Raw genomic sequence first — 13,348 nt, forward strand, 5'->3', positions numbered from 1 at the left:
GACCGCAAAGGTCCGCATGGGAGAGACGCCATGACGTTGACACGCCGCGCCCTCGTCGCATCCGGCCTCGCCGCCCCCGCCATCCTGTCGATGGGGTTGAAGGCACAGGCGGCCACCACCCTGAAGCTCTCCCACCAGTTCCCCGGCGGCACGATCGATGAGGGCGATTTCCGCGATCGCATGTGCCGGAAGTTCGCCGCCATGCTGGCCGAGCGGTCGAAGGGCGCGCTGGAGGTGCAGGTCTATCCGGGCTCGTCCCTGATGAAGACGAACGCCCAGTTCGGTGCCATGCGCAAAGGCGCGCTCGACCTGTCGCTCTACCCGTCTCCTTACGCGGGCGGCGAGGTGGCCGAGATGAATATCGGCCTGATGCCGGCGCTGGTGAGTTCCTACGAGCAGGCCATCGCCTGGAAGAAGGCGCCGGTCGGTCGGAAGATCACCGAGATCCTCGATTCGAAGGGCATCCTCCTCGTGTCGTGGGTCTGGCAATCGGGCGGCGTCGCCAGCCGCGAGCGTCCCCTCTACGCGCCGGCGGATGCCAAGGGCCTCAAGGTGCGCGGCGGCTCGCGTGAGATGGACCTGATGATGAAGCAGGCGGGTGCGGCCACCCTGTCGATCCCGTCGAGCGAGTCCTACGCCGCCATGCAGACCGGCGCCTGCGATGCGGTGATCACCTCCTCCACCAGCCTGATCTCGTTCCGCCTGGAGGAACTGTCGAAGTCTCTCACCTCGGGTCGCGAGCGCTCCTACTGGTTCATGCTCGAGCCGATCATGATGTCGAAGATCGCGTTCGACCGCCTGCCCAAGGACCAGCAGGATCTCATCATGGCGATCGGAGCCGAACTCGAACCCTTCGGGCAGGCCGGCGCAAAGGCGGACGACACCAAGGTCGAGGAGATTTTCACCAAGGCCGGGGCCAAGGTTCAGAACCTCGACGAGAAGACCCTTGGTCAGTGGCGCGACATCGCCCGCGAGACCGCCTGGAAGGACTTCGCGGGCAAGTCCGCGAGCTGCGCCGAGCTCCTCAAGCTGGCGGAGCAGGTCTCGTGAGCCACGCCTTCGACGCGGCCTCGGCCGCTTCCGAGACCGCCACGGCCGCGCCCGAACCCCGGATTCCCGGGATTCTCGGGCATCTCGACAGGGGGATGAAGGCCATCAACCGGGTGATCATGCTGCTCGGCGGCATTGCCCTGGTCTGTGCCTGCCTCGTGCTCAGCTACAGCGTGGTCGTGCGCTACGCCCTTCACGAGCCCACCGACTGGCAGGACGAGATGGCGGTGTTCCTCATCGTGGGGGCCACCTTCTTCTCCGCCGCCGCCGTACAGGCCAAGCGCGGCCACGTGGCGATCGAGGCCCTGAGCGGCCTGCTCTCGCCCCGTGTGAACCGCGCCCGCCTGTTGATGGCCGACATCATCAGCATCGTGTTCGTCACGTTCTTCGCCTGGAAGAGCTGGACGCTGCTGCACGAGGCCTGGGTGGACGGCCAGGTTTCGCAATCCTCCTGGGGCCCGCCCCTGTGGATTCCCTACGCGCTGATGGCGGTGGGGATGACCTTCCTCGGCCTGCAATTCCTGCTGCAGATCATCGAGGCGCTGACCTACGGCCCGCGCGCGGCCGGCTGGGCCAATCCGAAGGTCGGCCTCGGCGCCGATCTCAATGCACCTTCCCTCAAGACGGGCACCCACCCATGAGCGTCGCGGCCATCGGCTTCCTCTATGCGGGCGCCACGCTCAGCGCGATGCTCGCCGGCATTCCCATCGCCTTCGCGCTCGGCTTCGTGGCGCTGGCGTTCATGTTCTTCTTCATGCCCGGCGCCTCCCTCGATACGGTGGCGCAGAACGTCTACGAGGAGATGGCCTCCATCACCCTCCTGTCGATCCCGCTCTTCATCCTGAAAGGCGCAGCCATCGGCCGTAGCCGGGCGGGTCAGGACCTCTACTCGGCCATGCATGCCTGGATGCACAAGATTCCGGGCGGCCTCGGCATCGCCAACGTCTTCGCCTGCGCGCTCTTCGCCGCCATGGCGGGATCCTCGCCCGCCACCTGCTCGGCCATCGGCTCGGCGGGCATCCCGGAGATGAGGAAGCGCGGCTACTCGCCGGGCTTCGCCGCCGGCATCATCGCGGCGGGCGGTACCCTCGGCATCCTGCTGCCGCCCTCCATCACCATGATCCTCTACGCGGTCGCCGCCGAGCAGTCGCTCGGACGCCTGTTCCTCGCCGGCATCGGGCCGGGCATGCTGCTGGTCGGGCTGTTCGCAGCCTGGTCGGTCTATCGCTTCCGCTCGGAATACGCCGCCGCGAAGGACGCCTACGAGCGTCACGGCACCGCCTCGGCCATCCTGGCCGAGGACACCTACAGCATGCGCCAGCGCTTCTCGACGCTGCCGCGCGTGCTGCCCTTCGTGATCCTGCTCACCGGCGTGATGGTGGCGCTCTATGGCGGCTATGCCACGCCCTCCGAGACGGCGGGCCTTGGTGGCCTGCTGGCCCTTGGGCTCATCGCCATCATCTACGGCGTCTGGCGCCCGAAAGACGTGAATCCGATCCTCGCCGCAACACTGCGGGAATCGACCATGCTGATGCTCATCATCGGCATGTCGCTCCTCTACGCCTACGTGATGAGCTACCTGCACATCTCCCAATCGGCGGCGGCCGCCATCGTGGCGATGCAGCTGTCCAAATGGGTGCTGTTGGTGACGATCCTCGGCCTCGTGATCCTGCTCGGCTTCTTCCTGCCGCCGGTCTCGATCATCCTGATGACCGCGCCGATCATCCTGCCGCCGCTGAAGGCCGCCGGGTTCGACCTCGTCTGGTTCGGCGTGGTGATGACCATCACCATGGAGATGGGTCTGATCCACCCGCCGGTGGGCCTCAACATCTTCGTCATCAAGAACATCGCCCCCGACATCCCGCTGAAGGACATCATCTGGGGCACGCTGCCCTTCGTGATCCTGATGGCCGTGGCGATCCTGATCCTCTGCCTCGTCCCCGGGATCGCCATGTGGCTCCCGAACTGGCTGTTGCCGACGACGCGGTAGGAATTCAGAGCGGTCGGCGACGGGCGGTTCGGACCCTAACAGTCCGGACCGCCTTTCGGCGTCCGGAACAGGCTGGTTCATCTCGACCTGACGCCTCGATGTAATTACAATAGTGTCGTTACACCGAGGCGGTGATGCTGCGTTTCATCTGGGACCCGGTCAAAGCCGCGAGCAATCTCAGAAAGCACCGCGTCACCTTCGCGATCGCCACGCGCGTCTTCGCCGATCCATACGCGCTCATGGAGCAGGATCGGATCGAAGGCGGCGAGCGCCGCTGGTTGACCGTCGGTCTCGTCGACGGATTGCTGGTTCTGGCGGTCGCACACCGTCACGGACGAGGAGGACGGTTCGGAGACAATCCGGATCATCTCGGCCCGGGTGGCGGATCGACGGGAACGGAGGTTCTATGAGCAAGAACGATCACGTCGGATTTGAATTCGATCCTCATCATCCGCCGGCTCTCACCGCTGCGGAGAGAGCCGAAATCGAAGCGCTGGCCGCCTTGCCGGATGACGATATCGACCGGTCTGATATCCCACCGCTCACGGAGACCTTCTTCGCGGGTGCCGTCCGCAACCCGTTCTACCGACCGGTCAAAATGCAGCTTACCACACGGGTCGATGCCGACGTCCTGGCTTGGCTGAAAGCCGGCGGCCGCGGCTATCAGACCAAACTCAATGCGATCCTGCGGCAGGCGATGCTGCGCGAAGCCGCCAAGGATTAGAACCTCGAGCCGAAATGCCGATTTGGATCAAGGCCCCCGACCTGCGTGGCTCTGCCGTCAGAGCCGCTCGGTCACGAAAGCCTCCGCCTCCGGCGAGGTCTCCGTCGATTCGGTGCGCAGCAAGGCGATGACCTCGGCGGCGTCTTTGGCCACGAGGTAGTTCAGCTCCAGCCCCTCGCGGATGAAGCCCTGGTCGCGCATGTGGTCGAGGAGCGTCAGCAGCGGCGTCCAGAAATCGGCGATCGAGAGTAGCAGGATCGGCTTCTTGTGCCGGCCGAGTTGCGCCCAGGTCAGCTGTTCCACGAGTTCCTCGAGGGTTCCGATGCCGCCCGGCAGCGCCACGAAGGCGTCCGACCGCTCGAACATCAGGCGCTTGCGGGTATGCATGTCGCCGACGACGATCGTCTCCTGGATGTCGTCGAGCATCCGCTCGCGCGATTTCAGGAAGTCGGGGATGATGCCAGTGACATGGCCGCCGGCATCGAGCACTGCCTGCGCGACTGTGCCCATCAGCCCGACATTGCCGCCGCCATAGACGAGGCCGAGCCCGGCATCCGCCAGGGCGCGGCCAAGCGTCGCCGCGGCCTCGGCGAAGGCCGGATCGCCGCCGAAGCCCGAGCCGCAATAGACGCAGACATTCTTCACCGCGGCCATGACGAGCCTCCCACGGTGAGGGGCAGACAGGCACCGCCAAGGGGCCAAACTGCTGATTTCGTGAATGATCCCGCCTTTCGGGGGGAAGCGCGATTTGGTGTTGAGATCATGTCGGCTAGTATGTCGCCATCAATCGACGCTTTGTCGACAGCCAGAGTCGAAACCCGGCGATGTTATCTGCCGCAAAGTCGATGGATTTGAGGAGAGCGGTGCCATGACGGCGGAATGGCGGCGAGGCCTGATTCTCGCGGGCGGCGGCCTGCTGGCCGGATTCGCCCTGGTCGTCGTGCTGTTCGGCGCGGGCGAGATGGTCAAGCGCGTTCAGGGCGACAAGCAGCCCGTGGCCGCGGCGGCGCTGCCCCGGTCGAATGAGACCAGCACGCCGGAATCGCGAGCGGCCGAATCGCCCGCGGCCGCCGGCTCGCCGGTGACTCCGCCCGTGCGCCGCGAGGAGGGGGCTTCGACGACGCCGGGAAAGTCGCCGTCCGGGGGGCGGGGCGCCACCGGACAGACGGGCAATCCATCCGCCGCGCAGGACCAGGCGCGGGCCCCGACCTTCGATATCATTCGCGTCGAGCCGACAGGCGAGACCGTGATCGCCGGTCGCGGAACGCCCAACACCACCGTCGAGATGCTGCGCGACAACCATCCGATTGCCCGTGCGCTCATCGACCCGTCCGGCCAGTTTGCCATCGTCCCGCCTGCGCTCCCCGCCGGTAGCAGCGAGATCACGCTGAGTTCCATCGGGGCCGACGGACAAGGTCGTCAGGCGCGGGAAACCGTCATGGTTGTGGTGTCCGCCGACCGTACCACCAAACCGCTCATCGCTCTGACTTCGCCCGACAAACCTACTGTCGTCCTGTCGCAGCCGGATCGTCCGACGGATGCGGCTGCGGCCAAGGTGGCGGGGAACGTACGGAAGGACAGCGATCCGGCCCCGGCCGGCGCTGCGGGCCGGGCTTCCGCCGATGCCGCAAAGGGGAGCGTCGGCAAGGCTCTCGCGGGCCGAACCGACAGCGCCAAGTCTGGTAGTGGCAAGTCTGACGCTGGCAAGCCTGAGGATGCCAGGTCTGAAATGGCCAAGCCGGATGCCGTGCCGGTCAAGGTCGTCAGCGTCGATGCGGAGGAGGGCGGCCGCCTTTTCGTGACCGGACAAGCGCCGGCCGGTGCCACCGTGCGCCTCTACATCAACGACACGCTGATCGCCCCCGGCAGTGTCGGCGCCGACGGGCGTGTCTCGTTCACGATCGGGCGCGGCGTCGCCCCCGGGGATTATCGGATCCGCATCGATCAGGTCGATCCGGTCTCCGGCAAGGTGAAGAACCGGTCCGAGGTCGGCTTCGCCATGCCGAACGCGGCGAAGCCTGCTCTCGGCATCGGGCAGGAGGCGCCGGCCAACGGCGTGGCGGCCCTGACGCTACCCGCTCTTCCGAACAAGCCCTTGCCAAGCGCGGCGCTGGCGGCGAGGACGCATGCCAAGTTCGCCGGAGCCCAGGGATACGGGACCCTTCCATCCCCGTCCGAGCGTCTGGCTCAGGGGGCGCCGCAGGATGCCACGCCGAGCGCGCCTGCGTCTCCGATGACGATCGGCCGGTCGCAGCCGGGACCCACCACCGGCGAGGCTGGCGCGACATCTGCTCAGGTCCCGGCGAGCCAGCCCTCGGCCGCGCCGCAGAATGTGTTCGTGCCGGAGATCAACACGGCTCGGATCACGCGCGGCGACAGCCTCTGGCAAATCAGTCGGCGCGTCTATGGAAGGGGGACCCGGTACACGGTGATCTTCGACGCCAACCAGCCGCAGATCCGTAATCCCGATCTGATCTATCCCGGCCAGATTTTCGTCGTGCCGTCCGAGAGCGCGTCGACTCTGCCTGAGGACAAGCGTCGTAGCTGAGACGAGGTGCGGTACCGCGCAGTCTGCAGCCCGGCCCTGCGCCGCCGGGTGCCTGTCTGGAACGGTTCGAGAGACTATATCGGGGGCTGAGTTCGTCCACTCCCGGTTCATCCTCCCGAGTCTGTCTGAATGAGCACCGATCCCACTGCCGTGGCGAACGGCGGCACGACGCCGCCCGAGCGTCCCGGCCTGTTCGCCACGTATCGGCGCCTGTGGCCCTATCTCTGGCCCCATACCCGGCCGGACCTGCAGCGGCGCGTCTTCCTCGCCTTCGGCCTCCTCCTCGTCGCGAAATTCGTGACGATGCTGACGCCCTTCACCTTCAAATGGGCGACCGACGCCCTCGTGGCGGCAGTGGGGGACAAGGACGGCCTCGGCGCCACGCTCCCCACGGGCCTGTTCGCGGCACCGATGCTGATGATCGGGCTCTACGGCCTGTCGCGGGTGATCATGGCCTTGCTCACCCAGGTGCGCGACGGGCTCTTCGCCAAGGTGGCGATGCATGCGGTCCGTCGCCTCGCGCTCCAGACCTTCGAGCACATGCACCGGCTCTCCCTGCGCTTCCATCTGGAGCGCAAGACCGGGGGCCTCACCCGCGTGCTCGAACGCGGCCGCGGCGGCATCGAAGAGCTTTCGCGCCTGATGGTGCTGACGCTGGTTCCCACCATCGTCGAGTTCGTGCTGGTGATCGGCGTTCTCGCCTACGAGTTCGACTGGCTCTACTCGTTCGTCGTCTTCGTCATGGTGGCCGCCTATCTCGCCTTCACCTGGAAGGCGACGCAATGGCGGATCGAGATCCGCCGGCGGATGAACAACTCGGATACCGACGCGAACACCAAGGCGGTCGATTCGCTGCTCAATTTCGAGACCGTGAAGTATTTCGGTGCCGAACGCCGCGAGGCTGAACGCTACGACAGCTCCATGGCCAAATACGAGACAGCGTCGACCCAGACCTACGTTTCGCTCGCCGTGCTCAATGCCGGTCAGGCTTTGATCTTCACCATCGGCATGACGGTGGTGATGTGGCTCGCCGCGCGGGACATCATGGCCGGGCGAACCACGCTCGGCGGGTTCGTCCTCGTGAATACCATGCTGATCCAGCTCTCCATGCCGCTCAACTTCATGGGCATGATCTACCGCGAGATCAAACAGGCGTTGATCGACATCGACGACATGTTCCGGATCCTGCATCGTAACCCGGAAATCGCCGACAGGCCCGGCGCCAAACCTCTCGCGGTCTCGACCGGTGTGGTCCGGTTCGAGGACGTGCGCTTCGCCTACGATCCGGCACGGCCGATCCTGCGCGGCGTCAGCTTCGAGGTGCCGGCCGGGCGTACGATTGCCATCGTCGGCCCGTCGGGGGCGGGCAAATCGACCTTGTCGCGCCTACTGTTCCGGTTCTACGAGCCGCAATCCGGCCGCATCCTCATCGACGGCCAGGACATTGCCTCCGTCGAGCAGGGCAGCCTGCGGGCCGCCATCGGCATGGTCCCGCAGGACACCGTGCTGTTCAACGACACGATCGGCTACAACATCCGCTACGGCCAGTGGGATGCGAGCGACGAGGCGGTGCGCGAGGCCGCCCGCCTCGCCCAGATCGACCGGTTCGTCTCCGCCCTTCCGGAAGGCTACGACACGCCGGTGGGCGAGCGCGGGCTGAAGCTCTCGGGCGGCGAGAAACAGCGCGTCGCCATCGCCCGTACGATCTTGAAGGGTCCGCCGATCCTCGTCCTCGACGAGGCGACCTCGGCCCTCGATTCCTTCACCGAGCGCGAGATCCAAGACGCCCTCGACAAGGTCAGCCGCGGTCGGACCACCCTGGTCATCGCCCACCGCCTGTCGACGGTGGTGAATGCCGACGAAATCATCGTTCTCGACCGGGGCGTCATCGTCGAGCGCGGCGACCACCCGACCCTGCTCGATCTCGGCGGGGTCTACGCTTCCCTCTGGAGCCGCCAGCGCGAAGCCGACGAGGCCCGAGAGATCCTCAAGCGCGCCGAGGAGGAGCGGGTCGATGACGAGGTCCTGCCCTCGGTGGAGCGTGTGGCCCCTCAACCGAAAAGGCCCGTCGTACCCGAGCCGATGCCCGCCGAATAACGTATCGCAAGGGGCGGTACGTAATCATCTGTCGTCGTGTCCGGCTACGTGTTCCACACGCTGGAGGCGGCGCTCCGGCCCCTCGCCTGGCGCGAGCCGATCGTCGATCTCGCCGATACCTTGGCGGCGAAAGCCTGATACCAGGCGCATCGCGCGTTGCCGTCATGATCCGCGTATGGAAAACACCCGTGCGGACGCTCGTACGAGGGTCGACCGGATCGTCCCCGTTTCGAGGGTGTGTATGCCCGTAGCGCAAACGTCCTTCTCGACCACGCGCCTGATCGTGATCCTGGCTTTCGCCGGCTTCGCCAGCACCTTTGCCGGACGTGCCATCGAGCCCCTTGTCGGCGTGCTCGCCCGCGATCTGCAGAGCGATCCGCATACGGTGGCGCTTCTCTCGACGGCTTTCGCGCTGCCCTATGCGCTGATCCAGCCGATCCTCGGGCCGGTCGGGGATTCGCTGGGCAAGGAACGGGTCATCGCGGTCTGTCTCGGCATCCTCACCCTGGCGCTTGCCGGATGCGCGGTCTCGGCCGATCTCACCGTGCTGTTCGGGCTCCGCATTATGGCGGGCGCGGCGGCGGGCGGCGTCATTCCGCTGGCGCTCGCCCTGATGGGCGACCGTATCCCGCTGGAGCGCCGACAGGTCGCCATCGGCCGGTTCCTCGTCGCCGTCATCCTCGGCCAATTGTCCGGCTCGACCTTCGCCGGTCTCATCGAGGCCGATGTCGGTTGGAAGGGCGTCTTCGCCATCACGGCGGTGGTGGCGGCCCTCGGCTGTGCGGCTGCGATCCTCGGCTTCGAATGGGCGGCCGGCGCGGCACCCAAACGCTTCGCGCTGGACGAAGCGGTGGCCCGCTACCGCACCATCGTCGCGATCCCCCGTGCGCGGGTCCTGTTCATCGCCGTCTTCGTGGAGGCGATCGCAGTCTTCGGCATCTTTCCCCATCTCGCGCCGTTGATCGAGGCGCGGGGGGAGGGCGGCCCCCGCGAGGCCGGGCTGGCACTGGCGGGCTTCGCCGCCGGTGGTTTGCTCTACTCGGCCTTCGTCGCCGTGCTCCTGCGCCTCCTCGGGATGCGGCGGATGCTGATCGGCGGAGGCGCGATCTGCGCCGGTGCCCTTCTGGTCATCGGCAGCGCGGCAAGCTGGCAGGTGGATTGCGCGGCCCTGGTGGCGTTGGGCCTCGGCTTCTACATGCTCCACAACACCTTCCAGGTGCAGGTCACCGAGGTGGCACCGACGGCCCGCGCCTCGGCGGTTTCGCTCCACGCCTTCTCGTTCTTCTGCGGCCAGGCTCTCGGCGTGGCGATCCTCGGCACAGCTCTCCAGGGACTCGGCCAGTTCACCGCGCTCGCCCTCTGCGCCCTCGTGATCCTGTGCGTCGGCAGCTTCAGCGCAAAGCTTCTCGCGCGCTGAAGCTCCGCTTCCCGACGTCGCCGGCTCGCGCAAATCGGAATCTCATGCCCCGCATCGTCGATGCTGACGGAAGCGATCGTGGGATGACGCGATGGTTCCGCTACGTCGCCTCCAGCCTCGCATACCACTCGGCATAGGTCGTGTTTGCGACCATGCGGCGGTTCTGGTCGGGCGTGCCGTCCGTCCACCAAACGGGGCCGCGTTCGCCCAGACCGTGCTTGGCGGCGTCGACCGCCGCGCGGGCGCGCTTCATATCGGCCTCGTCGCCCGAGCGCTTGGCCACCTTCACCGCGCGCCGCGCATCCATCAATGCCTTGACGAGGTGCTCCCGCTTCTCTTCGCTCAAGTTCGGATTGGTGCGCCGCCAGAGACGTCCCTTGACGACGATGTAGCGGCCGTCGGGGGTCTCCAGCACTGGCATCGGGCATCCGTCCCATCATCGCGGTAGGTCGGCATGGCAACGCGCGGGTGGCCACAGGTGTGCCACGTCAGCGGGGCAGGATCGGCGTGCAGACGAAGCGCCCGGTTCCCGGCAGGGGCACGATGGCGACGTCGACTCCGTAGAGGAGGCGCAGGGTCTCCGGCGTGACGGCTTCCTCCGGTCTGCCGAGCGCCAGGAGCCGGCCCTCATGCAGGAGCGCCACCCGATCGCAGAGGAAGGCGTGGTCGGGGTCGTGCGTCGAGAGAACGACGCCCATGCCGCATTCCTTCAGGCGTCGCACCTGGTCGAGGACGCGGGCCTGGTTGCCGAAATCCAGGCTGGCGGTGGGCTCGTCCATGACGAGGAAGCGCGGCTCCCCGGCTAGAGCCCTGGCAATGAGGACGAGCTGGCGCTCGCCACCGCTGATCTCCGTGTAACGCCGCTCGGACAGGTGCCGGATACCGAGGGTTGCCAGGGCCTCGAAGGCGATCGCCGCATCCGCTTTGCCGGGGGCCGCGAAGGCACCGAGGCGGCTCGCCCGCCCCATCAGTACCACGTCCTGAACCCTGAAGGGGAAGAAGGCGGCATGAGCCTGCGGAACGTAGGCGACGCTCCGCGCGAACCGCGCCCGCGACCACGTCGCCACATCTTCGCCGTCGAGGAGGATCCGCCCCGCCTGGGCCGGAAGCAGGCCGAGGAGGGTCTTGAATAGGGTAGTCTTGCCGCCGCCATTCGGGCCCAGAAGGCCGAGCACCTCGCCCGCCTTCAAGGTGAAGCCGATGCCCTCGCCGAGGGGCTTGGCGCCGTAGCCGAAAGCGAGGTTCTGGACCTGCAGGCTCACGCCCAGCCCCCCTTCGCGGTGGCCAGGAGCCAGAGGAAGAACGGTGCGCCGATGAGCGCGGTGAGGATGCCCAGCGGCACCTCGATGGGCGCGACGGTGCGGGCGACGAGATCCACCGCGAGGAGATAGCCCGCCCCCATCAGCAGGGAGGCCGGCAGCAGGCGGCGGAAATCCGGCCCGACGATCAGCCGCGCCACATGCGGGATGATGAGGCCGATCCAGCCGATCACGCCGGTGACCGAGACGGCGGCGGCGGTCACCAGCGTCGCGGCGGCGATGAAGAGCGGGCGCAGCAGGCGCGTCTCCACGCCCAGCGCACGGGCCTCCTCCTCGCCGAGATTCATCAGGTTCATCCGCCAGGCGAACAGGACGAGCGGCAGCAGGCCGAGCACCATGGCCGGCAGGATCGCGCCGACATCGCCGAGGCTGACGGAGGCGAGGCTGCCGAGCAGCCAGTAGGTGATGGCGGGGAGCTGGTTGTAGGGGTCGGCCAGCACCTTGAGCAGCGAGATCGCGGAGCCCAGCACCGCTCCAATGGCGACGCCGGCCAGCACCAGGGTGAGCACCGGATCGTGCCGCCGCACCGCAAGGCCCACCGCATAGACTGCGCCCACCGCGAGCAATCCCCCGGCGAAGGCGAGGAGCTGGATCGCACCCACGGGGAGCGAGAGAAAGATGCCGAGCACGGCACCGAGGCTCGCCCCCGCCGAGACGCCGAGGATATCGGGCGAGACCAGGGGATTGCGAAACAGGCCCTGGTAGGTCGAGCCCGCCGCAGCGAGGGCAGCGCCGACGACGAGGCTCGCCGCCACGCGCGGCAGGCGCACCTGCAGCACGACGATCTGCGCGGTCGGATCGATGGAAGAGGTCAGCCCGAGCAGTTTCGCCCAGAGGATGCGCGCTACATCGGCGACGGGCACGGAGTACTTGCCCGTCGCCAGCGACACCAGGACCAGCATCACCAGCGCGATGAGCGGGAGTACGCCCGTCACGGCGAGGCGCAAGGCGGGCCGGGCTGCCAGGGAGGAGGCTGTCACGGGCGGGCCGCCCCTGCATCCTTCAGCAGGGTTTCCAGCTGCGCCGCGTCGAGGCCCACGTGGTAGAAGCGCGTGTAGAAATCGCGCGTGATGCTCTCCATCGGCTCGGGGAAGAGGTCGGGATACAGCCGGCCCGCGAGCCAGCGCAGGCCGATCAGGCGGTTGATTCCCGGCGGCGAGTCGAACCAGCCGAAGGGCAGGCGCGGCGTCTGGTAGACCCGGCCGGCGCGAACGGCCCGTAGCGTGCTCCAGAGCGGATCGGTGGATATGGTCCGATGGAAAGCCGGGTCGAGGGTGACGATGGCGTCGGGGTCCCAGGCCAGGACCTGTTCCGGCGAGATCGTGGTGAGCCCCGTGGCGCCCCCGCCCTCCGCGACGTTGTGGGCGCCGGCCAGGTCGAGGATCTCGGTATTGATCGAGCCCGATACCCCCGTCTCCAATCCGCGTGGCCCGCGAGCGTAGTAGACGCGCGGTCGTCTGTCGGCGGGGATCGAAGCGATCCGGTCCTTCACCTCGGCGATCATCGCCTCCGCATGGGCGGCGAGATCCCCGGCCCGTTCTTGCGCTCCCACCAGATCGCCGAGCTTGGCATAGGTCTCGGAAGTCCGGTCGATGCTGCCGTCGAGGAGGATGTAGGGAATCCCCGTCTGCGTCTGCACCCTATCGGCGAGCGACGCGTAAGTGGGCGCGGTGCTGCCGACATCGATGATGAGGTCAGGCTTCAGGGCGAGCACGGCCTCCACATTGGCGGTGTTGCCCCGGCCGGTGAGCCGGCCATAGGCGGGCAGGCCGCGCGTCTCCGGCGTCAGGAGGGCGGCCTCGTCGGGGGAGGGGGCGCGGACCCAGCCGATCATGGTTTCGGGCGCCAGTGTGTAGAGCAGGACCGAGGCCGGCGGACCGGCGGCGAGGATGCGGCGCGCGCGCTCCGGCACCTCCACTTTGCGCCCGGCCGCATCGACGAAGGGGCGGGCAGCGCCTGCCTCTACGGTGAAGACGAGGCCCATCAGAGCCATCGCGGCGGCTGCGAGCACCTGCGTCGCGCGGGACGAAACCTGTCTGCGGCCGGCGGCCGGCGGGATGAAGCGAAGGATCATGGCCGATATCGTATCATGGCGGCGGGCGCCGCGCTCCGCGACGCACGCGTCGGGATCGCCCCGAGACCTGGAGAGACCGAACCGGCCTCCCGTTTGTCATCCGCGAGGGGCTGCTATACAGCCCCGGTC

The 13,348-nt window shown here is 67.6% G+C and carries 13 protein-coding genes; 8 read left to right on the top strand and 5 right to left on the bottom strand.

Annotated elements, in window-relative coordinates; genetic code table 11:
- Window positions 1-30: 30 nt before the first annotated feature.
- From dctP to ACYQML_RS08250, 5 genes are all read left to right on the top strand, one after another.
- A complete protein-coding gene (dctP, locus tag ACYQML_RS08230; protein WP_056423638.1) occupies window positions 31-1,050 on the top strand; it encodes a TRAP transporter substrate-binding protein DctP in 1,020 nt (339 codons plus the stop codon).
- Window positions 1,047-1,691, top strand: coding sequence for a TRAP transporter small permease (locus tag ACYQML_RS08235; protein WP_056423640.1), 645 nt, complete (start codon window positions 1,047-1,049; stop codon window positions 1,689-1,691). The genes dctP and ACYQML_RS08235 overlap by 4 nt, the downstream gene beginning before the upstream one ends.
- Window positions 1,688-3,040: a TRAP transporter large permease gene (locus ACYQML_RS08240; RefSeq protein WP_056423642.1), complete on the top strand. Its 1,353-nt coding sequence runs from the start codon at window positions 1,688-1,690 to the stop codon at window positions 3,038-3,040. The genes ACYQML_RS08235 and ACYQML_RS08240 overlap by 4 nt, the downstream gene beginning before the upstream one ends.
- Window positions 3,041-3,174: 134 nt before the next feature.
- Window positions 3,175-3,450: a BrnT family toxin gene (locus ACYQML_RS08245; protein ID WP_461235257.1), complete on the top strand. Its 276-nt coding sequence runs from the start codon at window positions 3,175-3,177 to the stop codon at window positions 3,448-3,450.
- Window positions 3,447-3,764 carry a BrnA antitoxin family protein gene (locus ACYQML_RS08250; RefSeq protein ID WP_461235258.1) on the top strand — a complete coding sequence of 106 codons (318 nt, stop codon included), beginning with the start codon at window positions 3,447-3,449 and terminating at the stop codon, window positions 3,762-3,764. The genes ACYQML_RS08245 and ACYQML_RS08250 overlap by 4 nt, the downstream gene beginning before the upstream one ends.
- 57 nt (window positions 3,765-3,821) lie before the next feature.
- On the opposite strand, the gene ACYQML_RS08255 is transcribed toward ACYQML_RS08250, so the two are convergent.
- The gene (locus tag ACYQML_RS08255; RefSeq protein WP_461235259.1) at window positions 3,822-4,418 is read right to left on the bottom strand and encodes an LOG family protein; all 597 of its coding nucleotides are present in this window, start codon (window positions 4,416-4,418) and stop codon (window positions 3,822-3,824) included.
- A gap of 214 nt (window positions 4,419-4,632) precedes the next feature.
- Here ACYQML_RS08255 and ACYQML_RS08260 point away from each other — a divergent pair, with 214 nt between their 5' ends.
- The 3 genes from ACYQML_RS08260 (at window position 4,633) to ACYQML_RS08270 (ending at window position 9,826) form a co-directional block, all read left to right on the top strand.
- Complete coding sequence (locus ACYQML_RS08260; RefSeq protein ID WP_461235260.1) at window positions 4,633-6,312, top strand: LysM peptidoglycan-binding domain-containing protein; 1,680 nt, start codon at window positions 4,633-4,635, stop codon at window positions 6,310-6,312.
- 129 nt (window positions 6,313-6,441) lie between these two features.
- Window positions 6,442-8,409 (top strand): ABCB family ABC transporter ATP-binding protein/permease, encoded by a 1,968-nt coding sequence (locus ACYQML_RS08265; RefSeq protein WP_461235261.1) that lies wholly within the window; start codon window positions 6,442-6,444, stop codon window positions 8,407-8,409.
- Window positions 8,410-8,650: 241 nt separating this feature from the next.
- Complete coding sequence (locus ACYQML_RS08270; protein ID WP_461235262.1) at window positions 8,651-9,826, top strand: MFS transporter; 1,176 nt, start codon at window positions 8,651-8,653, stop codon at window positions 9,824-9,826.
- A 100-nt stretch (window positions 9,827-9,926) separates the two neighbouring features.
- On the opposite strand, the gene ACYQML_RS08275 is transcribed toward ACYQML_RS08270, so the two are convergent.
- The 4 genes from ACYQML_RS08275 to ACYQML_RS08290 all read right to left on the bottom strand — a co-directional run bounded on the left by ACYQML_RS08275 (window position 9,927) and on the right by ACYQML_RS08290 (window position 13,219).
- Window positions 9,927-10,247 carry a hypothetical protein gene (locus tag ACYQML_RS08275; protein ID WP_461235263.1) on the bottom strand — a complete coding sequence of 107 codons (321 nt, stop codon included), beginning with the start codon at window positions 10,245-10,247 and terminating at the stop codon, window positions 9,927-9,929.
- 67 nt (window positions 10,248-10,314) lie between these two features.
- Window positions 10,315-11,088 (bottom strand): ABC transporter ATP-binding protein, encoded by a 774-nt coding sequence (locus ACYQML_RS08280; RefSeq protein ID WP_461235264.1) that lies wholly within the window; start codon window positions 11,086-11,088, stop codon window positions 10,315-10,317.
- A complete protein-coding gene (locus ACYQML_RS08285; protein WP_461235265.1) occupies window positions 11,085-12,125 on the bottom strand; it encodes a FecCD family ABC transporter permease in 1,041 nt (346 codons plus the stop codon). The genes ACYQML_RS08280 and ACYQML_RS08285 overlap by 4 nt, the downstream gene beginning before the upstream one ends.
- Window positions 12,122-13,219, bottom strand: a complete 1,098-nt coding sequence (locus tag ACYQML_RS08290; protein ID WP_461235266.1) for an iron ABC transporter substrate-binding protein — start codon at window positions 13,217-13,219, stop codon at window positions 12,122-12,124. Before ACYQML_RS08290 ends, ACYQML_RS08285 begins: the two co-directional genes overlap by 4 nt.
- Between the last annotated feature and the right edge of the window lie 129 nt (window positions 13,220-13,348).

The sequence above is a fragment of the Methylobacterium sp. CM6244 genome (assembly GCF_054817885.1).